Origin of the sequence: Halodesulfovibrio sp. MK-HDV (assembly GCF_009914765.1) — a bacterium.
In the GTDB taxonomy this organism is placed as follows: Bacteria; Desulfobacterota; Desulfovibrionia; order Desulfovibrionales; family Desulfovibrionaceae; genus Halodesulfovibrio.
This window is the reverse complement of sequence record NZ_WYDS01000023.1, coordinates 17,752-39,554: the sequence shown is the minus strand read 5'-3', so window position 1 is coordinate 39,554 and position 21,803 is coordinate 17,752. Positions and strand designations below refer to the sequence as shown.

17 protein-coding genes and 1 tRNA gene are annotated in these 21,803 nt (G+C 46.9%); 3 read left to right on the top strand and 15 right to left on the bottom strand.

Annotation, left to right across the window (positions count from 1 at the left end):
* Positions 1-254 precede the first annotated feature (254 nt).
* On the top strand, positions 255-428 hold the full coding sequence (locus MKHDV_RS16245; protein WP_160717160.1) for a MarR family transcriptional regulator: 174 nt from the start codon (positions 255-257) through the stop codon (positions 426-428).
* Positions 429-559: 131 nt separating this feature from the next.
* On the opposite strand, the gene MKHDV_RS16240 is transcribed toward MKHDV_RS16245, so the two are convergent.
* The 13 genes from MKHDV_RS16240 to MKHDV_RS16180 form a co-directional block, all read right to left on the bottom strand.
* Positions 560-1,288, bottom strand: a complete 729-nt coding sequence (locus MKHDV_RS16240) for a TIGR04282 family arsenosugar biosynthesis glycosyltransferase (RefSeq protein ID WP_160717158.1) — start codon at positions 1,286-1,288, stop codon at positions 560-562.
* 5 nt (positions 1,289-1,293) lie between these two features.
* Positions 1,294-2,022, bottom strand: coding sequence for a TIGR04283 family arsenosugar biosynthesis glycosyltransferase (locus MKHDV_RS16235; protein WP_160717156.1), 729 nt, complete (start codon positions 2,020-2,022; stop codon positions 1,294-1,296).
* Positions 2,023-2,109: 87 nt separating this feature from the next.
* Complete coding sequence (locus MKHDV_RS16230) at positions 2,110-4,539, bottom strand: Lon protease family protein (protein ID WP_160717154.1); 2,430 nt, start codon at positions 4,537-4,539, stop codon at positions 2,110-2,112.
* Between the two features lie 417 nt (positions 4,540-4,956).
* Positions 4,957-6,954, bottom strand: a complete 1,998-nt coding sequence (gene tkt, locus MKHDV_RS16225) for a transketolase (protein ID WP_160717152.1) — start codon at positions 6,952-6,954, stop codon at positions 4,957-4,959.
* A gap of 113 nt (positions 6,955-7,067) precedes the next feature.
* On the bottom strand, positions 7,068-7,724 hold the full coding sequence (rpe, locus tag MKHDV_RS16220; RefSeq protein ID WP_160717150.1) for a ribulose-phosphate 3-epimerase: 657 nt from the start codon (positions 7,722-7,724) through the stop codon (positions 7,068-7,070).
* Positions 7,725-7,812: 88 nt separating this feature from the next.
* Positions 7,813-8,223, bottom strand: coding sequence for a MerR family transcriptional regulator (locus MKHDV_RS16215; protein WP_160717148.1), 411 nt, complete (start codon positions 8,221-8,223; stop codon positions 7,813-7,815).
* A gap of 26 nt (positions 8,224-8,249) precedes the next feature.
* Positions 8,250-10,658 (bottom strand): phenylalanine--tRNA ligase subunit beta, encoded by a 2,409-nt coding sequence (gene pheT, locus MKHDV_RS16210; protein ID WP_160717146.1) that lies wholly within the window; start codon positions 10,656-10,658, stop codon positions 8,250-8,252.
* A 17-nt stretch (positions 10,659-10,675) separates the two neighbouring features.
* Entirely contained in the window at positions 10,676-11,713 is a 1,038-nt protein-coding gene (gene pheS, locus MKHDV_RS16205) for a phenylalanine--tRNA ligase subunit alpha (protein ID WP_160717144.1), read from the bottom strand.
* Between the two features lie 17 nt (positions 11,714-11,730).
* A complete protein-coding gene (gene rplT, locus MKHDV_RS16200) occupies positions 11,731-12,084 on the bottom strand; it encodes a 50S ribosomal protein L20 (protein ID WP_160717142.1) in 354 nt (117 codons plus the stop codon).
* An 89-nt stretch (positions 12,085-12,173) separates the two neighbouring features.
* Positions 12,174-12,371 carry a 50S ribosomal protein L35 gene (gene rpmI, locus MKHDV_RS16195; RefSeq protein ID WP_160717140.1) on the bottom strand — a complete coding sequence of 66 codons (198 nt, stop codon included), beginning with the start codon at positions 12,369-12,371 and terminating at the stop codon, positions 12,174-12,176.
* A 184-nt stretch (positions 12,372-12,555) separates the two neighbouring features.
* Positions 12,556-13,062: a translation initiation factor IF-3 gene (gene infC / locus MKHDV_RS16190; RefSeq protein WP_160717138.1), complete on the bottom strand. Its 507-nt coding sequence runs from the start codon at positions 13,060-13,062 to the stop codon at positions 12,556-12,558.
* 25 nt (positions 13,063-13,087) lie between these two features.
* Positions 13,088-15,022 (bottom strand): threonine--tRNA ligase, encoded by a 1,935-nt coding sequence (gene thrS / locus MKHDV_RS16185; RefSeq protein ID WP_160717136.1) that lies wholly within the window; start codon positions 15,020-15,022, stop codon positions 13,088-13,090.
* A gap of 74 nt (positions 15,023-15,096) precedes the next feature.
* Positions 15,097-15,171 (bottom strand) — tRNA-Val (locus MKHDV_RS16180).
* Between the two features lie 448 nt (positions 15,172-15,619).
* Here MKHDV_RS16180 and hcp point away from each other — a divergent pair.
* Positions 15,620-17,215 carry a hydroxylamine reductase gene (gene hcp, locus MKHDV_RS16175; protein ID WP_162859887.1) on the top strand — a complete coding sequence of 532 codons (1,596 nt, stop codon included), beginning with the start codon at positions 15,620-15,622 and terminating at the stop codon, positions 17,213-17,215.
* A gap of 614 nt (positions 17,216-17,829) precedes the next feature.
* Complete coding sequence (locus MKHDV_RS16170) at positions 17,830-18,492, top strand: bifunctional 2-polyprenyl-6-hydroxyphenol methylase/3-demethylubiquinol 3-O-methyltransferase UbiG (protein WP_160717132.1); 663 nt, start codon at positions 17,830-17,832, stop codon at positions 18,490-18,492.
* A gap of 485 nt (positions 18,493-18,977) precedes the next feature.
* Here MKHDV_RS16170 and MKHDV_RS16165 read toward each other — a convergent pair whose 3' ends face one another.
* Positions 18,978-19,769: an AAA family ATPase gene (locus tag MKHDV_RS16165; RefSeq protein ID WP_160717130.1), complete on the bottom strand. Its 792-nt coding sequence runs from the start codon at positions 19,767-19,769 to the stop codon at positions 18,978-18,980.
* Positions 19,770-19,858: 89 nt separating this feature from the next.
* Positions 19,859-21,748, bottom strand: a complete 1,890-nt coding sequence (gene cooS / locus MKHDV_RS16160) for an anaerobic carbon-monoxide dehydrogenase catalytic subunit (RefSeq protein WP_160717128.1) — start codon at positions 21,746-21,748, stop codon at positions 19,859-19,861.
* Positions 21,749-21,803: the final 55 nt, after the last annotated feature.

The following is a 21,803-nucleotide window of genomic DNA, read 5'->3' as shown; positions in this document are numbered from 1 at the left end:
CCTTCCTCCTGCCGGACATGCAGGGCTTTAACTCAATTACAGGATAATGGAACTATAGTACCTTCCTACGCATCTTTCGGGCAACAAAAATACCTATTTATTCTTTAAAAAAAACATAGTTATACCCAAAATACACAACACGCATCCTAAATACGAACCTGCACCGTATATTTTCCTGACGAAAATTGTTGACAGCCAATCAACCTATCGATAATAGGAACCTGTATCAATAATGAAAACATCAGGAGTTACCCATGGAAGCAAAAGTACTTGAAGCAATGAAAAACGCAGGCAAGCCTGTCCGTCCGGGTGAAGTAGCAGAAGTTTTGGGTGTTGATAGTAAAGAAGTATCCAAAGCTATTAAAAAATTAAAAGAAGCTGGTGATATTCACTCACCTAAGCGTTGCTACTACGCTCCGACAGAATAATATATCCGCCTGAATGCGTGTATGCCAAACCTCCTTCACCTTTGTTAGCAGCATAAGCACGTATCTAGAGCAAAAAAACAGCCTGTATCATTTCTGATACAGGCTGTTTTTTGTGTATTTTCTAACAGAGTCTATTCTTCATCAAGGCGACAATGTGATGGAAGGTCTACATCGTACTGACGAATCAGCTTAGAATGTTCACGTAAAATTGCATACGTGGAGGACTTACGGAAAGAGCTGTTACGGTTGGTTCTGAACAGCAGGTTCAGATCCCAGATTGTATCAACATCGTTCCAGTCCGGAAGACGGATAAGTTCGAGGTCTTCTTTCTGAATTTTCGCAAGAGTTGCACGGTACACGTCGCGTGTAGACCAAGGAATATCGTCGAAGACTTCAGGAATGAATGTGTCTTTTCTGAAACCGATCAGGTAGTAGCCGCCATCGTATGACGGGCCTACAGCTGCATCCTGTCTATCAAGATCTAAAAATGCTTTTGTAAGTAATTCCGGTGGGAAATCCGGAATATCGCTGCCGATAATCAATACACGGCGGAAACCTTCAGCAAAAGCGGACTGCATAGCGTGCTTCATACGCGCGCCAATATCGTCACCCACCTGCTCACGGTATTCGTACTGAGAGCCAAGCCAGCCCTTAAAGTCCTTTTCCGGATCTTCAGTTCCGCAAGGTGCATAACAAATACGCAGCTGTGATTCTACCTTCTCAAATCCCTTGAGCATATCCTGTACGAAATTACGGTACAATGAGGTAGCAACTTCTTCGCCAATAACTTTAGCGAGCCGTGTTTTAACATTGCCGTGATTCGGATACTTAATGAAAAAAAGAATACATGTGTCGGTCATTAAAGCTACCCCTTCATGGCGCGATACCAATGCGAAAGTGTTTGAGCAGAAACTCCTGCCCCGTATAATAAACGCAACAGCACGTTGCGTAACGTACATCTATACATACCTTCCGTCTCCCACCTGCGTGCAGATGTAGAAACCGGAGCATCGATGACTGCGATAGGTTCGTTACGTCCACGAATCCTACGCATTATCTCCACGTCTTCCATAAGTGGAACGGGAGCATATCCTGAAAGTTCTTCAAAATATGATCGTACAAAAAACTGCGCTTGATCACCGTACGGTGTACGGGTGAGCCTGTTACGCCAATTTGCCAACGCGCTTACAAGATATAAAAACCTGTTGTCGCTGGCAATGGACAAGGTAAATGCGCCCGCCTTTGCACTAACTTCTGCATGATTGCTCTCTTTCAATGCATCCTGAATTAAATCAAAAGCACCGACGGGGAGAACCGTATCTGCATGCAGAAACAACAAAACTTCACCCGTTGCCTGTGCTGCCCCTGCATTCATCTGCGCAGCACGACCTTGAGGAGATTGTATGGAAATAACCGCGTCATGCTCAATTGCTGCAAGCGTTGTTGCCTCTGAATCACCATCAGCAACAATGACTTCTACAGCAGTAGCACACAGCGATTCTGCCGCGCGTTGAAACACATGCGCGATGCGTTCATTAATTCCAGCAGCTTCATGCCAGACGGGTATGATTACGCTTACAGAAAAAGAGTCCATATCCCCTCAGAAACAATAGATGTATTGCCATAGTACATAGACAGCACAAAGCCTGCAAGCCGTGCCGTCCAATACTACTAAAACGTTTTATTTGCGGTTCTGTTTGTACGCATGAGTAGCAAGCCGTCCAAGTTCTTTAAGACGACTATCAACACGGCCAAACAACGAATCTTTAGTGAAAGAACCGTCTTTACGTCTGGAACCGCATTTCATGCCGGTAAGAAGCTCCAAAGCTTGCTCAATGTGTGTCACAGGATAAATGCTGAAGAGACCTTCTTCCACCTTGTCGGCAATCTCACGTTTCAGCATCAACTGATCCACATTGTCTTTAGGCAAAATAACGCCCTGCTTGCCTGTGAGGCCACGGCGGGAACAAATATCGAAGTAGCCTTCGATCTTACGAGTTACGCCGCCTACAGCAAGAATTTCACCGCTCTGAGATACAGCACCGGTGAAGGCATACGATTGTGACAACGGCACCTCTGCAAGAGCAGAAAGCAGCGCGGCAAGTTCTGCACCGGAGGCTGAATCCCCTTCAACTCCGGCATAGCCCTGCTCGAAATATAATGAACCGGTCAGAACCAGTGGCTTGTTATGTGCAAACATACCGATGAGATAACTTTTCAGGATCATCATCGCTTTAGTATGAATAGGGCCACTCAGCTCCGCATCACGTTCAAGGTCAATAACACCGCCATGACCTACGCCTACAGTCGAGGCAATCTGATGCGGCAAACCAAATTCGAAATCACCATACATGGACACAGAAAGTCCGTTAACACGACCAATTTTTTCACCCTGCATGGTTACTTTAATCAGATCGCGATCATACTCTTCAAAGAATATTTCTTCGTACAGGTTGTTTCTGTAATGACGAGTAATCAGCGTCTTATGAACTATGGCACCGTCCACAACTTTCTTTTTATCCATTGATGCAAGCGCAGACGCTTCAATCATGATTTCTCTGACCAAAGGAAATTTGAGAGAAAGACGAGTCTGGTCTTCCACAATGCGGGAGCCGTAATCGATAACTTCTGCCATTGCTTCTTTAGTGAACGGCAACAGATCGCAGTCATCAATAATACCGGCCATACGGTGCAGGTACACACCATAGCCTTCCTTGCCTCGTGGCATAGCATCATTAAGGTGCGCTTTAATCTTAAACAGTTTCGGAAACCGATCATCGGATTCGAGCAACTGTTCGTAAATTTCTTCGCCACCAATCAAGATGACTTTAAGGTCGAGTAAAAGCGGCTCAGGCTCAATACCTTTGGTCTTGGTTGCCTCCTGCCCTTCTTCGCTGTCTTCGATACGAACCAGACCGGAACGAAGCGCACGCATAAGCCCTTCCCAAGAACCATTCTGGGAAAGAATATCTTCAATATGCAGCAGCAGAAATCCACCGTTTGCCTGATGCAGAGAACCGGATTTGATGAGGGAGAAGTCAGTAATCAACGCACCCATTTCGGCTTCGCGCTGAATACAACCAAGTAAATTTGCAACTGTAGGGTGATCGTCCATAATGATCGGGGCACCCTTAGTTTCTGAATGATCAACGAACACGTTGATATCATACGGTGCAGTAGCGTCTTCCGGATGCTGTTGCTGCAAAGCTTCCGGCAAAGACAATGGAGCATTGGACGGTTCTTTCGGCAACAACGCTTCAACGTGCTCTAAAATATCTGCTTTTGAAGCTTTGAAAAATTCTGCTAGTGGTTCACTGTGGCAGCATTCTTCGTATTGTTTAATGACCGGCTGCAACAGTTCATCAAGAACTTCTGTAGTCAGTTCATTATCTAAATTTTTCTCTTTGGTACGAAGCCCCTGTTCAGCATTGCTCATATTGCGGAGCAATGCGTTCAGCGCTTGAAGAAGCTTGTCACCCTTTGACTTCAAACTCTTTTTCAAAACAGAATCAATACGTTCAAACTCATCTTCTGAAAGACGCTTACCATCAATAAGCGGGTACAGTGTAATACTGCCCTGCTCATCAAGATCCATATGGAAGCCTTCTTTGCCTGCAATCGAGTCCATCTCTTTGAACAAGGAATCACGTTCTTCAGCAAACTGATCCATAATAATGGTACGTTTTTTTAAGTAGCTGTCGCTTTCAAAACGTTTTGGCAGTTCTTTGCGCACATTGGAAATAGCCTGAGAAAAATCCTGTTTCAGCGAGCGCCCTTTGCCTGCCGGAACGGTGAGCAAAATCGGTGCGTCTGGATCATCAAAGTTATTCACGTAAAGCATATCTGGCGGAACAGGCAAAGCCTTTGCCCTCTCACGCAAAAATTCTTGCAACATGTAGTTGCGACCAAGGTTTGCGCTCCCTGCCAAAAAGATATTGTAGCCGATATCTTTTATGTGCAGTGCAAGTTCGAGCGCCTGCATTGCCCGGGGCTGGTGGGCATGAAAGCTGGTTGCATCTAATTTAATATCGGTGCTGCTTTTGTACGGAATGTGAGAAAGCGCGAGTTTGGCGCGCAATTTCTTGGCAGAAAGAGGCCGGATCTTGCTCATGGTGCTCCAGTTATTATTGGTAACTGATTTGAGATTTGATAAATATCGAACGAGTATTGAATTGCGTCGCGGCTAGCCTACAAAGTCGCGTGCTGTACCTATTGTAAACATACCTGTTTGATATTTGAATGTCACTACAAGGGTTTCTAAATGTTCTTTTCATACCACCCTCAGACACTGCAACTACTATTGCACTTAGTTAGTGCATAAATACCACTTTTACATCGTACACAAAAACGCACGTGAATAAAAGAAAGACCCAAACACGCAGGACGTGTTTGGGTCATACTATCTATGGGAAGCACTGTCCCCATGCAGCTTATTTCTTCAACTGCATATCGCAGTCAGAAAAAGTATCTCTCACGCGGTGTCGGAAAGGATCCTTACCCGCCAGAGACAAAAGACTACAGTCTAGTCTTAGCGCATGGTTTCTTCAGCAGCTTCTACAACATGCTCAACGGTGAAACCGAAGTGCTTGAAGAGTTCGCCTGCCGGTGCAGATTCACCAAAGGTGGTCATGCCGATTACGCGACCTGCAAGGCCAACATATTTGTACCAGAAGTCAGCCGCAGCTGCTTCAACAGCAACACGAGCTGTAACAGAAGAAGGCAGAACGCTTTCTTTGTATGCAGCATCCTGTGCGTCAAATACGTTAGTACAAGGCATGGAAACAACGCGAACTTTACGACCTGCGGTGGTGAGGCGGTCGTATGCTTCTGCAACGAGACCAACTTCAGAACCGGAAGCGATAAGGATACACTCAGGAGTGCCTTCACAATCGCGGAGTACGTAGCCGCCACGTTTAACGTTGGCGAGTGCTTCTTCAGTACGTTCCATGAATGGCAGAGTCTGACGGGACATGGATAAACAAGAAGGAGCAGTCTTTGTTTCAACACCGGATTTCCATGCTTCGATGGATTCAACGGTGTCACAAGGACGCCATACGTGGCAGTTAGGGATCAAACGCAGACTTGCAAGGTGTTCTACTGGCTGATGAGTAGGACCGTCTTCGCCAAGTCCGATGGAATCATGAGTGAGTACCCAGATAGTACGGATGCCCATGAGAGCGGAAAGACGAATTGCGTTTCTTGCGTAGTCAGAGAAGACGAGGAAGGTACCAGCGTAAGGAATGATACCGCCGTGCAGTGTCATACCGTTCATCATAGCACCCATGCCGAACTCACGAACACCGTAGGACATGTAGTTGCCGTTCCAGTGATCTTTAAAGAGCAGCTCATACTGATCCCACTTGGTGCCTACAGAACCGGTAAGGTCTGCAGAACCGCCAAGGAGTTCAGGCATTACAGGGCCGAATGCGTTAAGAGCAACCGGGGAATCTTTACGGGTTGCAGCAGATTTAGCAGCAGCGTTAGCTGTATCAATTGCTTTCTGTGCAAGAGCCTCGAAAGATTCAGGAAGGTCACCAGCCATGCGGCGGATAAATTCTTTAGAAAGTTCAGGATGTGCAATCTGGTAGCTTGCAAACATGCCGTCCCATTCTTTTTCTGCTGCTGCACCACGCTCACGAGCGTTCCATGCGTCAGCAATGTCAGCAGGGATATCAAATGCAGGATGATCCCAACCGATTTCTTTACGGGTAGCTACAATCTCGTCGTCACCAAGAGGTGCGCCGTGAGTAGCTGCAGTGCCCTGCTTGTGCGGGGAACCGAAGCCGATGATGGTGCGGCAACAGATAAGAGAAGGTTTCTCAGTTTCTGCTTTAGCTTCTTCAACAGCTTTTTTGATTGCTTCAGGGTTGTGACCGTCAACGTCACAAACAACATGCCAACCGTACGCTTTGTAACGGGCACATGTGTCTTCGTTGAACCAATGGCCTACTTTGCCGTCAATGGAGATACCGTTATCATCCCAGAATGCGATGAGTTTACCAAGACCCAAGGTACCGGCAAAAGAACATGCTTCATGAGAAATACCTTCCATCATACAACCGTCACCCATGAATGCATAGGTGTAGTGGTCTACAACGTCAAAGCCATCGCGGTTGAAGTGGGCAGCGAGTGTTTTTTCAGCAACTGCCATACCAACTGCGGTAGCAATACCCTGACCAAGAGGGCCAGTAGTGGTTTCAATACCCGGGGTCATTCCGTATTCTGGATGACCTGGAGTTTTTGAACCCATCTGGCGGAAATTTTTAATATCTTCGATGCTCAAGTCGTAACCGGAGAGGTGCAACAAAGAGTAGATAAGCATTGAAGCGTGGCCGTTAGACAGAACAAAGCGGTCACGGTCAGCCCATGCAGGGTTGCTTGGGTTATGCTTAAGAAAGTCGTTCCACAGAACTTCAGCAATATCTGCCATGCCCATTGGCGCGCCTGGGTGGCCAGAATTTGCTTTCTGTACAGCGTCCATGCTTAAAGCACGAACAGCATTTGCGAGGTCTTTACGAGACGGCATCGTTTCCTCCAAAAGAATGGATGCAATAAATTTTTTCCAACTGGTTGCTGAGGCAGTCGATAGACATTAATCGCCGCCATGACAACCACTGATAACAATTTTCAAAAAGTCCGCTATGCGTTGCGGGCTATTTCTTCAAACGTCTTCAAGCGTTCAGCGTACGGTGGGAAACCAAAAAATGCAGAACCGGATACAAGGACATCTACGCCGTTACGTACCAATTCTGCAGTGTTATTAGGATCAACACCGCCATCAACCTGAATAAGGGTTGAAAGACCACGCTGTTTAATCATGCTGGAAAGTTCTGCAACCTTGCGCATGCTGAATGGAATAAATTTCTGTCCGCCGAAGCCCGGGTTAACACTCATAATGAGTACCATGTCGAGTTCGTCGAGAACATAATCAAGAACAGAAAGAGGAGTATGCGGATTAAGAGCAACACCAGCCTGTGCACCTTTGCGTTTAATTTCCGCAATGGTACGTTCAAGGTGGTGAGTAGCTTCAGCATGAACAACAACCATGTCTGCACCGGCATCCACAAAGTCGTCTACATAGCGCTCTGGCTGCTGAACCATCAAATGCACATCGAAAAAGAGGTTACTCTCTTTACGCAGGCGCTTGATAATTGGTGCTCCGAGAGTAATATTAGGTACAAACATGCCATCCATGACATCCCAGTGTACCCATTTAAGTCCTGCCTGTTCGAGTGCCTGTAATTCTTCAGCAAGTCTGCCGAAGTCAGAAGACAATAACGAAGGTGAAAGGATCATAGTTATGTTCTCTGTGGCTTTCGCCGGTTATGGTGCTATGTTGGTGCGCTCGTCCACTACGGACAAACCACACAAAAAGACGGGTGCATCAGCGACGCCCCGTTAAAAGCATATCACGGAGTGATGTGAGCTCGGTTATTATCTCCTCAACATCAACAGCACCGGTCGCCTCTTGCCCTAGCAAAAGAGTCTCAGTGCCGCTCCCCGTACAAAAAGCCTCTATCTCCGGCCCGGGTTGTTCCGGACCGGTGATAGAGCCATACATTTCTTCATATTGACCAAGCACCTTTCGGGCACCTTCAATGGTCAATCCGCGTTCGTAAAGCAAATGCCGTACCGCCCGAAGCAGAAGCACATTCTGTTCGGAATACATACGCTGTCCCTTTTGGGTGCGTATAGGGATAAGCTGTTTAAATTCTGTTTCCCAAAACCGTAACACGTACGGCTTTAAGTTAAGCAGGGTAGCAGCCTCTCCGATACGATAGATCTTTGCTTTCATACGTCTCCCTGCAGGGCTGTTTGCTACTAGATGCGAACAGGCAATGCGTTTTCGAGAGATTTAACCACCTTTTTACGCTCTTTGTCCACATCCTTATCTTTTAACGTCTTAGAACTATGACGAAAAGTAAGGCGGAAGGTCAAATTGCGTGTTTCTTCAGCATCTTCTGAAGATTCAGGCACGAACACGTCGATCAGTTCCATTTTCTCAAGAAGTGGCAACTTAGTAGCTGCAACCTGATCAAAGATAGACTGAACATTAAGTGTAATCGGAGCGATTACAGTGATGTCATTCCAAGCAGACTGATGCACAGCAAGGCCTTTAAACTTAATGCAGCTTGCTACATACAGTTTGCTCAGCACGTCTGTGTCGAGGTCTGCAAACCAGACATCTTTTTTAGCGTTGTAGGCATCAGCAATCTCAGGGTTGATTCTGCCGATAGTGCCGACCTTATGGCCGCCCGCTACAACGTCTACAGCTGGAGACATCCATGCATGGGACTCTGCAAGAGTGAAGCTAACTTCACCAGCATGCAGGTGTGCAAGAAGATGTTCTACACAACCTTTAATATCAGCATACTCTGCTTCAGAAGCCATACGCGGGTACGCAGAATCAAAACGATCACCGTAGAACAGAATGTTCAGACGACCGGATTCACGTACAGTTGTATCACTTGTTTCGTCAGCTTCAAAGATATGCGCAAGTTCAAACAAGCGCAGACCTGTGTTGCCATGACCCAAGTTGTGACGAAGGTTCTGCAAAAGACCCGGAGCAAGCTCAGTACGCATAGCATCCTGCTCAGAGGAGAGCGGGTTCATGATAGTAATGCGGTTGTCTTTCGGCAGATTAAACAGATCAAGATCTGCATGACCAACAAAGGAGTAGTTGATTGCTTCGTTAAGACCGAGACCGCAGCCCCAGCGCTTAATGAGAGACCAAAACTCGTATTCGTTGCAATCGTCGTTACGTGCTTCGAGAGTACGTTTTACCTGAGGAAGAATAGGCTCGATACGGTCCATGCCGTATACGCGCGCTACTTCTTCAATAAAGTCTACTTCACGCTCGTAGTCAAGACGGTTGCTAGGAGGTACGATAGTCCAGTTTGCTGTATCGGAACCGGAAATAGTACAACCAAGCTTTTCAAGGGTAGCTTTGCAGAAAGAATCTTCTACATCTACACCGAGAAGGTCACGACAGCGCTGCGGGCGGAACTGAAGCTCTGGAGCGATCCAAGGCTTAGGCTCTGCTTTACAAACGCCTTTGCGGATTGTTGCGCCAGTGAGTTCGGCAAGCATTGCTGCTGCGCGATCCATTGCCTGTGGGCAATTTAACTGGTCAACACCACGTTCAAAGCGGAAAGAAGCATCAGATGAGAGAGTAAGGCGACGAGCGGTACGACGCACTGATGCCGGATGGAACACAGCAGATTCAAGGAAAATGCGTGTTGAACCATCATGGATTTCGCTGTTAGCGCCACCCATAACACCAGCAAGAGCAACGCTTCTGCTGCCGTCTTTGATCAGGAGGTCTGTTGCTTTAAGTGTGCGTTCCTGCTCATCAAGAGTAGTAAACTTTTCACCTTCAGCAGCAGTATCCACAACAATTTTGCCACCTTCAAGGCGATCAAGATCGAATGCGTGGAGAGGCTGACCAAAGCCCATCATGATGTAGTTGGTTACGTCTACAATATTAGAGATAGGACGTAATCCAACAGCTACGAGACGGTAACGCATCCATGCAGGAGACTGACCAATGGCAGCACCTTCAAGAATACGACCGTAGTAGCAGTAACATTTATCTGCATCGGCAATTTCGATTGCAACTTCTTCAGAGCAATCAACGCCGGATTCAACAAGATTGTACTCAGGAACGGTGAGCGGCAGATCAAAAGCAAGAGCAACCTCACGAGCAACACCAAGTACGCTCAGAGAATCTGCACGGTTAGGAGTGATGGAAATATCCAGCACTTCTTCATCAAGCTTGAGAGACTCAACAAGGTTTGCACCCGGCACGAGCCCTTCAGGAAGCTCCATGATGCCATCATGTTCGTCTGAAAGACCAAGCTCACGCTCGGAACAAATCATGCCGAAGGATGGAATACCGCGAAGTTTTGTCTTTTTAATCTTAGTGCCGTCAGGCATTACAGAGCCAACTTTAACTACAGCAACTGTCAGTCCTTTACGAACGTTCGGTGCACCGCAGACAATAGTCAAAGGCTCTTCATCGCCGACTTCAACCTTACAAACAGAAAGTTTTTCTGCTTCCGGGTGTTTCTCACACTCAACAACGTGACCGATAACCATTGGCTTAATGCCTTCAAATGGACGAATGACTTCTTCCACTTCAAGACCAAGCATGGTCAGCGCGTCGTCAAGTTCCTGAATTGTTCCGGTAAACGGAACAAACTCTTTCAACCAGTTAATACTTAAAAGCATGGTACTATTCTCCCCTGCTATATGAACTGGTTAAGGAAACGCACATCGTTCTCGAAGAACATGCGGAGGTCGCCAATGCCGTATTTGAGCATTGCAACACGTTCCACACCAAGACCGAAGGCAAAACCGGTGTATTTTTCCGGATCATAGCCAACTTTCTTGAACACTTCAGGATCGACCATGCCACAGCCAAGGATTTCAACCCAACCGGTCTGCTTACAAACACGACAAGGCTGACAGTCCACTTCACCTTCACCACCGCACATGCAGCAAGAAATATCTACTTCTACGCTAGGCTCGGTGAACGGGAAGAAGCTAGGGCGGAAACGAACTTTTGTTTCCGGTCCAAACACTTCCTGCAAGAAGGCTGTAAGAGTACCACGAAGCTCCGCGAGGCTTACTTTTTCGCCAACCAGCAGACCTTCGATCTGGTGGAACATAGGTGTGTGTGTAATGTCGGAATCACGACGATACACTTTACCCGGTGCGATAATAGCAAGCGGTGGCTTCTGCTTGAGCATGGTACGTGCCTGCATTGGGGATGTGTGTGTACGCAGAAGAATATTATCTGTTACGTACAGGGTATCCTGCATGTCACGCGCCGGATGCTCTGGAGGCAGATTGAGCGCTTCAAAGTTATAAAAATCGTTCTCAACTTCAGGACCGGTTACAATGTCGTAACCAAGACCTTTGAAGATGTCACAGATCTCTGTCATTACCTTAGTAACAGGGTGCAATGAACCCTGCCAAGGCATACGTCCCGGCATGGAAGGGTCAAACTTGGCAAGTTTGTCCGCTTCTTCTGCGCTTTCCAGTTTGGTTTTGTATGCATCAAGCAAACCAGTAAGTTTGCCTTTTACGATGTTTGCAGTTTTACCAACTTCCGGACGCTCTTCTGCTGACAGTTCTGGAAGACGTTGCATGATCTGCGCGAGTTTACCCTTTCGGCCCAAAAAGGCTACACGCAAATCTTCCACTACGGTTAACGAAAAAGCCTGATCCAGGCCGCTGTTAAGCTCCTGAACCAGGCTTTCTAATTCATGTATCAGGCTCATATACCTGAAACTGCTACTTAGCTCAGCTTAGCTTTTGCGATTTCGCAAAGCTGTGCAAAGTGCTCTTTTTCACGAACTGCAAGGTCAGCAAGGACCTTACGGTTCAGTTCAATGCCAGCCAGGGCCAGGCCGTGCATGAACTTGCTGTAGGAAAGACCGTTCAAACGGGAACCTGCGTTGATACGCAGAATCCAAAGACGACGAAACTCACGTTTCTTAGTCTTACGGTCACGGTAAGAATATACTAATGCATTTTCTACTGCTTCACGTGCGGTACGGTACAATTTAGAACGACCGCCACGGAAACCTTTAGCCATCTTCAGATATTTCTTATGGCGACGATGGGCCGCCAAGCCTCTCTTGACTCGCATGGATACCCTCCAGGGTCTTTGTCACTCCGTGAGGCGAGAGAACTGCCAACGGAGCGCGTAAAAAAGTTATTTACTAAGTTGATAATGTCTTATGCGTATGGAAGCATACGACGAACAGCTTTCTCGTTGCTTTTATCAACAATAGCAGACTGACCGAGGTTCATTTTACGCTTAGCACTTTTCTTTGTCAGGATGTGACGAAGGTTCTGCTTGCGACGTTTGAACTTGCCGGTACCAGTCAAAGAAAAACGCTTTGCAGCGCCACGTCTGGTTTTCATCTTTGGCATGTTAATCTCCTTACCGTTATTGCTGTACTGTCATTCTACAGCGTAACGACAGCACGCGAGAGAAAACCCCCTGCAATACAGGGAGTTTTCAAAAAATTCCTCTGAGCAATGCGCAGAATAACAAGTATGACTACGCGAAACGGGGATATTGCTCCAAATCAATCACAAAATCAAGTCAGAATGCTTATTTCTTTGCAGTCGGTACCAGCAACATGTGCAGGGTACGTCCTTCGGAACGTGGCATCTGATCTACTTTTGCGATATCTTTGGTATCCTCCATAGCCCGTTCCAATATTGTAAGACCGCGATCTTTATGAACGATTTCACGTCCACGGAAGAACACAGTAACTTTACAACGGTCACCGGCTTCGAGGAAGCGACGAATGTGCTTGAGTTTGGTCTGGTAATCATGCTCGTCAGTTTTTGGACGAACTTTGATTTCTTTAACCTGAACTACAGCAGCATTTTTCTTTGCTTCCTGTTTCTTCTTCTTCAGCTCAAACTTGTACTTACCATAGTCCATAATTTTACAGACTGGTGGCTCAGCACTAGCGGCTACCTCTACGAGGTCGAGTCCTTTTTCTTTGGCGATGTCGATGGCCTGGTTTCTTCCGAGAATACCCAGCTGCTCACCTGTTTCACCAATAACACGAACCTCACGCGCACGAATTTGTTCGTTGCGCTTTGTCATATCCTGCGGCTCTTGCCTACGATACTTAGGAAAAGCGATAGCTTAACCCTCCGCTTTTAAACGGTTCTTCACAATCAGCTTTAATAAGCTCTGCCACTTCCGAAACGGATTTCAGACCAAGGTTTTCGCCCTTACGCATGCGTACGTTCACACCTTGCTCTTCAATCTCTTTATCCCCGATAACTAGCATATACGGGATCTTAGAAACCTGGGCTTCACGAACTTTGTAGCCCAGCTTTTCATTACGAGTATCTGCCTCAACGCGGATGCCTTCTTTAAGAAGTTCCGCTTTGATTTTTTCTGCAAATTCGTTGTGTGCATCAGTAACAGTCAACACGCGAGCCTGCATCGGTGCAAGCCAAGTCGGGAATGCACCAGCGTAGTGTTCAGTCAGAATACCGATAAAGCGTTCAACCGAACCAAGGATAACGCGATGGACCATTACAGGACGGTGGCGTTCACCATCTTCGCCGACGTACCCCAAGTCAAAGCGTTCTGGCAAGGTAAAATCACACTGAACGGTAGCACATTGCCATTCTCTGTCAAGGCAGTCACGAAGCTTAACGTCAATCTTAGGTCCGTAAAATGCCCCATCACCTTCGTTAATCTCGTAAGGAAGATCAATGACTTTGAGCGCTTCAACCAAAGATTCTGTTGCCAGATCCCAGTCAGCGTCTTCGCCAATGGATTTTTCAGGACGGGTGGAAAGCTCAAGTGAGTATTCAAAACCAAAAACATTCATAATGTCTTTAACGAAGTTAAGAACACCAACAATCTCTTCCTGAAGTTGGTCAGGGCGGCAAATAATATGAGCATCATCCTGAGTGAACTGACGGACACGCATAAGGCCGTGCAATACGCCGGACTTTTCGTGACGGTGAACCACACCAAGCTCAAAGTAGCGCATTGGAAGGTCACGGTAGCTGCGCATGTGAGACTTATAAATAAGCATGTGCGCAACACAGTTCATAGGCTTAACGCCATATGGTACATCATCGATTTCGGTGAAGTACATATTTTCGCGGTAGTTCTCGTAGTGGCCGGAACGTTCCCAAAGCTCACGCTTAAGAATCTGTGGTGCCTGTACGATATCGTAACCGCGTTTTAAATGCTCTTTACGTTCGAAGTCTTCAAGGATGGTACGGACAAGAGCACCTTTTGGATGCCAGTAAGCCATACCAACGCCGCCTTCTTCCTGAAAGCTAAAGAGGTCAAGCGCAGCACCGAGTTTACGGTGGTCGCGTTTTTTCGCTTCTTCAAGACGATGAAGGTACTTTTTCAATTCTTTAGGATCAGCAAAAGCGGTACCGTAAATACGAGAAAGCATCTGGTTCTTTTCATCACCGCGCCAGTAAGCACCAGCAACAGACATGAGTTTGAACGACTTAACGTATCCGGTAGTCGGAAGATGTGGACCACGACAAAGGTCTGCAAATTCGCCATGACGGTAGATAGATACAACTTCATCATCAATGGCATCGATAAGCTCAAGCTTGTAGCTTTCGCCCATATCTGCAAACAGCTTCTTCGCTTCATCCTTGGAAACAACTTCGCAAGTAAATGGAGCGGCCTCACGGATGATCTTAGTCATTTCCGCTTCAATTGCTTCAAGGTCTTCCGGTGAGAACGGGCGCTCTACGTCAAAGTCGTAGTAAAAGCCGTTTTCAATGGAAGGACCAATAGTAACCTTAGCAGAAGGGAACAGACGTTTTACTGCATCAGCCATAATGTGTGCAGTGGAGTGTCTGAGCAAATCAAGACCTTCCGGCGTGTCCACGTAGACAGGCGTGATCTCTTCACAGCCCGTCGGAATAGTTGCTGTGAGATCAAGCGTTGTCGTGCCGCACTTTGCAGCCAACACAGTCTTGAATTTTTTACCGCTGAGTACTTCTCTCAGGGCATCTCGGAAGCTTGCATCTGCTGCTACCTCTACAACTTGTCCTTCAATAGACACGTTCACGATGGCATCTCCTGAAAATTTTCGATATATATAAAAAAAAGGGAGGCTAACGCCTCCCTACAATCCGTCAGTGTTGGTAGGCACGAGCAGTATCGAACTGCTGACCCCTACCATGTCAAGGTAGTGCTCTACCACTGAGCTACGCGCCTACACCGTTACGGCGAAGATGGTATTTACGCATTCCCAACTCACTCGTCAAGAAGAAAAAATATACTTTCTCCTTTTTTCTTGCAAGCAAACGGCAAATAAATGCGCGAGAAACGCTGAGTACACCCTATATAATGTCCCTCACAATGGGAACATGAGAAATTCAATACGATAAAAGTAATACCGTAAAAAATGTTTTTTTGCGCACTACCCATGTTTTTTGACTCGCGTCACAGAATAAAACACATGGGATAGGTAGGTTGCATTCAACAGCAACGAACTTCCTTCTTACATCACCTATTTTGATGAATTGCTTTCCAGTTGCTGTTAGATGATATACACAAAAATTTCCTATACCATACGAGGTGTACCAGTATGTTAGAATTCTTCAAAAAGCTTTTCAAATCAGACGAAGCAACTCAAGTAAATGTACCTTCAAAGGAGTTATCTATGTTCTGTAACCAGTGTGAGCAGACAGCCAAAGGCATCGGCTGTGATAAAATCGGTGTATGCGGCAAAAAAGCAGACGTCGCAGCCCTTCAAGATCTCACAGTTTATGCACTTCGCGGCCTTGCTCTTGCAGCACTTAAAAAAGGTGACAGCAGCAACAACCTTGGCCACTTCACTGCCAAGATGCTCTTTACAACACTTACTAACGTAAACTTCGCTCCAGAAGATTTTCAGAAATACATCAACGAAATCGTTGCACACCGTAAAGCTCTCGATACTCACTTCCAGAGCGGTCCGGGCGCATTTGAGCCAGCAGAAACCATTGAAGGCTTAATCGCTCAGGGTGAAACTCACTCAACAAAAGATTTCGATGCTGACGAAGATATCCGTTCAGCTAAACAGCTTCTCATTTACGGTATGAAAGGTCTTTGTGCCTACGTAGATCACGCTGGCGTTCTTGGTCAGCAGGACTCTTCTGTATATCACTTCATCTACACCGGCCTTGCTGCAGGTTACGATGGTGAAGAACGCAATCTTGAAGCATGGCTCGGTCTTTGCCTCAAATGTGGCGAAGTTAACCTTCGTGCAATGGAACTTCTTGATACTGCTAACACCGGTACATTCGGTCACCCAGAACCAACAGAAGTACCTCTCGGCCACGTACCGGGTAAAGCTATCCTCGTTACCGGTCACGATCTTCAGGACCTCTTCCTCCTTCTCAAGCAGACTGAAGGAAAAGGCATCAATATTTACACACATGGTGAAATGCTCCCATGTCACGCATACCCAGAGCTCAAGAAGTTTGATCACTTCTACGGCCACTTTGGTACTGCATGGCAGAACCAGCATAAAGAATTCCCTGAGTTCCCTGGTGCAATCCTCTTTACAACTAACTGCATTCAGAAACCTCAGGACGTCTACAAAGACAACGTATTCACAACTGGTCTCGTTGGCTGGCCTGGTCTTACCCACATTGGCCCCGGCAAAGATTTTACTCCAGTTATCGAACGCGCTCTCGCACAGCCAGGCTTTACTGAAACAACAGAGAACGGCAGCGTACTTTGTGGCTTCGGTCATAACACCGTAATGAGTGTTGCAGACAAAGTAATCGAAGGCGTTAAAGCCGGTTCAATCCGTCACTTCTTCCTCGTTGGCGGCTGTGATGGCGCAAAACCTGGCCGTAACTACTACACTGAATTCGTAGAAAAAGCTCCAGAAGACACCGTAATTCTTACTCTTGCTTGTGGTAAATTCCGCTTCTTTGATAAGAAACTCGGCGACATCGGCGGCATTCCACGTCTCCTCGACATTGGTCAGTGTAACGATGCATACTCTGCAATCCAGATTGCAATCGCTCTTGCTGGCGCATTTGAATGCGGCGTAAACGAACTTCCATTGTCCATGATCCTGAGCTGGTACGAGCAGAAGGCTGTTGTTATTCTTCTCACCCTTCTCTCTCTCGGTATCACCGACATCCGTCTTGGACCTACACTTCCTGCATTCATCAGCCCGAACATCCTTAACGTTCTGGTAGAGAACTACGGTATCAAACCTATCTCTACTCCAGACGAAGATCTCAAAGCTATCCTCGGATAGTGTCCTAAGCACGAAGGCCCCTCTCGCATTACGCGGGAGGGGCTTTTATTTACTGCACACCCTGTCAGCCTGTCATGAACCAGCAACTACTGTGCTGCTTTATGACGGATTGACAGCTTAAAAATAAGTATAGCGATTTTTAGCTTCCCTTTCTCGCTTTTGGAACACCCAACTCCCCAAGTTCCTATGTCCGGTACGTTTGTTGTGATATGTACATGCAATCGTACTGGAGCTTATAAAAGCACAATGTCACTTTGATGACGTCTAATTTATTCAGCAATATGATAAGACTCTTCTTAGAAGCCGTTACCTCCTTGCGAGGCGATTTCAACTTTCGTTATTTTTAATGATGTTGTATTCACCTCTTGGCTATCAGTGATAAAGCGCCCTGTGGCAACGTACAGGGCGCTTTTTCTATGCCTATACCAGTTGAAATCACTTGAGAACACACCACAAAAACAACTCTTATGAGCTTTATAGCTTTTTTTAACTTCTCCTGAACATTGTTCATGCGATACGAGTTGCAGATTGTGCTGCCCTCTTTGTCCTCATACAGCATAAAAGTATTCAGACCCAACGGTTCATCATCAATGACATGATGAGGAGATTCTACAATGAAACACTCACAAGCAATTCACGCAGGACAGGCCATATACACAAAACCTGTCCTTTCCTTATACGATATATGGGTACTCGGCGTTTCCAACTCATTCATCTGGCGTTGCCCGACCAAACACCTACGCCATCACTTTCGTAAACACGTTACGCTAAACCACCTTGATGTCGGTGTCGGCACCGGCTACTTCCTCGACAAATGCCTGCTCGAACAAAAACGCCGCCTTGCTCTGCTAGACTTAAACAATACAAGTCTCGAAACCGCAGCAGCACGCGTTAAACGCTTCAATCCAGAAATATATCAGGCAAACATTCTTGCACCGCTTAACCTGCCATGCGCAAAATTTGAATCCATAAGCATTAACTACCTCTTCCATTGCCTCCCCGGAGCAATCAAAGAAAAAGCCGTGCTTCTGGACACTCTTTCTGAGTACCTGCACGACGGTGGTAAAATATTCGGCTCAACTATCCTGAGCCACGGCGTACGCCAGAACTTTGCCGCACAAAACCTTATGGCTTTCTACAACAAAAGAGGCATCTTCTCCAACAATCGCGATTACCGTAACGGACTGCGCGATGTGCTGGAGTCCCGCTTCTCCAATGTTAAAATTGAAGTCAAAGGTTGTGTTGCCATGTTCAGCGCACGCAAAGACGATAGATAGCAACAAACAAAAAAAGAGCATCCTTAACAAGGGTGCTCTTTTTTTGTGTCTGCGGTGCTTTTTTCTTTTTCTTTTTCTTTTTTTGCCTGCGGCGCTTGAGTTTTTCGTGCCTTCGGCGAGTCTCCGACGGCTGGAGGAAACCCTTTTGGAAAAGGGTTCTCCCCCAGACCCCCTTCCTAAAACTTTTATTATGCGAAGAACGCCCGTAGATAATTTTCGCACACGGCTTAACATTACTGACTTGAACAACAAAAAAGGCTGCCCTAATATTTTAGGACGGCCTTTATAAATTTCTGGAAAGGTAGTGAGGCATAAGCCGCGAGCCTACGTAAAAAATAAGCTTATCTCGCAAATAAAAGTCTTTGGAGAGTCCAGAGAAGCCTTTCTACAGAAAGGTTCTCTGGCCGCCGGAGGCAAGCACAGCAGGTTCGCCGAAGGCATCCCGCTGGTAAGCCCGCCGACAGGCGCCGTCGGAGACAGCAGCTCTAAACATCCGCTCCAAAGCTTGCTAACACTTGTTCAACAACTAGATCAATTTTTTCATCTGTCAGACCAAGCACGTTGCCGGTTTCCAACTGTCGTGCTGCGAGAGATGATAGGTACGGCATGGAAACCACTTGCTTGGGGAGTCCTTCAAGCAGTGGGAGTTTTGGTGTTTCTATGTCAGAACGATTAAGAACAAGAACTTGTTTATTCAATCCTAGATCTGCTGCCATTGCGCCCACATCGGCAGCAGTTTGCAGCCCGCGCATACTTGGTTCAGATACCACAACAAGTCCGTCTACGTGTGCAACGGTTCCGCGCCCTAAGTGCTCCACTCCTGCTTCCAAATCTACGAGCACCCAATCGTTTCTTTCGAGAACGAGGTGCGCGAGAATGGCTTTAAGAAGTGTGTTGGCAGCACAGGCACAACCGCCTCCGGCTCCTGTCACAGTACCCATCACAAGCAAGCGTTTTGATCCGGCAGTTGTACCTTGTTCAATGTCTCCTGTAACTGGAAGCTCTACGGAAAGAGCCTCCGGCAAGTCACTAACCTCAGGATTCAAGGTGAACATGCTGGTATTTTCCTGCCGAATTCGCTCGCGAATCAAATCTTCACGGTGAATAAGGGCTTCTGGTAGACTGCTGCGATCAATCCCGCAGGCTTCGCCTAGAGAAAGTGCTGTGTCTGCGTCTACCAGCCACACATTCTGCCCTTTTCGGGCAAGATAATCTGCCATCCATGCGGTGAGGGTAGTTTTACCCACGCCACCTTTGCCTGCAAATGCTAACTTCATTCTACATTATCTCCCATGCCGTACCGAAAAAGCAGCTAACGTAGTGCGGGGGATGCAGCGCCGCACTACGTTAAGCCGTACTTTACTTATTATTCAGAAAGACCAAGACCAAGACGCTTCATACGGATGCGTGCATCCAGAAGCCCTGCGGCTTTCACGTAGTCTTCTTCCACAACAAAGTGGGCGCCTACGATGTCTTCCAACCCTTCAAGGGCAATGTTGGTTACAGTTTCGGAACCCAGAATGTTCGGCGGCAGACCAAGGTGAGTCATAACACCACTTGCTACAGCATACATGCCGATTGCAGCAGCTTTCTCTGAATACCATTCTGGAGAAGAAGCACCTACTGGAAGATCGGAGATGTCCACGCCAAGCTCTTTTGCAACAAGGCCGCAAAGGTGCATGATACGTGAGTTATCTACACAACTACCAAGGTGAAGTACTGGCGGAATGCCGAGTGAACCACACACTTCTTTAATGCCCTCGCCTGCCATCTCGATACCTTCAGGTACAAGAAGCCCAGCTTTACCGGCGGCAGTTGTTACACAACCGGTAACGAGAACAAGAATGTCGCGTTTGAGGAGCTCTTTAGCAAGGCCGACGTTTGCGGAATCCTGTTTTATTTTAGGGTTGTTACAACCCACGATGCCAACAATACCGCGAATTTTGCCAGCTTTGATAGCATCAATCAGAGGAGTAAGGGTTCCGCCGAGTGCAGAAAGAATAGCTTCGTTGGAGAAGCCGGTCATAATTTCTACTGGCTCTACTGGAATCTCCACACGACCGCTGTCGCGCTCTACGTATGCTTTAATAGACTCTTCAACAATTGCAGTTGCCTGCTCAAGAGCATTGTGCGGATGAACTTCAAAGTGCATTGCACCGGTAAATTTAGCTTTTTCCGCAGTGGTGATAAAGCGGGTATGGTAACACTGTGCAACAGTTACCATGGAAGGCATAATACACTGGTAATCAACAACAACTGACTCAACAGCACCGGTAACGATGGCGAGTTCTGTCATGAGATGGTTACCAGCCATAGGGATACCCTGACGCATAAGCAGCTCGTTACCGGTACAACAAAGACCGGCTACGTTGATACCAGCTGCGCCAGCAGCTTTTGCTTTTTCAACAAGTTCAGGAAGACGTGCTGCAGCAAGAATCATTTCGGATACAACAGGGTTATGACCGTGTACCAAAATGTTTACTTTATCTTCTTTGATAACACCGAGGTTGCTGGTGGAACGAGACGGAGTTGGAGTACCGAAAATAACATCGGAAAGCTCTGTACCAATCATGGAACCACCCCAGCCGTCTGCCAGTGCACAACGTGCTGAGTGAAGGAGCGTGTTCGGTGCATCGTTGTCACAGCCCATGTGAGTACGGTGCATCATTTCTGCAATTTCGCGGTCAACACCACGCGGGGTAATGCCTACGCGATCCCACAACGCAAGACGCTGTTCTGGAACTCGGGATAAAAAGGCAAGGGAGGAACGACGGGAGCCAAAATCTTTATAACATTCATCAACAAGATCAATTGCAATGTCGTTCAATTCGCGGCCTTCGGTGGCAATGCCAACCTCTGCTGCGATGCGAATAAGCTTTTCTGGTTCGGTAATCTTGTAGTGCTTGGTGTCACCTTCAACAATCGCTTCCAGTACTTCAATCAAATCACGACCGTGATCTGAGTGACCAGCGCTACCACCAGCGATAAAGCGACCAAAGTTACGGGCAACCACAACGTCTGCGTCGGCACCGCATACGCCAAGGTTCATTTTTGCACCCGGTTTAGTACTGATTCGGCAAGGCCCCATGATACAGTTTCGGCAGGTTGTGCCAAGATCACAGAACTTACAGTGTGGAGTTTGACGCTCCAATCTGTCCCACGCAGTTTCAATGCTTTCCGCTTTCGCTTTACGGATCATTGCTTGCGCGTCTTCCCACATAGAAAGATCTTCAGGTCGTTTTGGTTCTTTTACCATAAATGCTCTCCTCCAAAAATTTTTGTTCAGTCTCCTCTATTGCACACTCACAAAT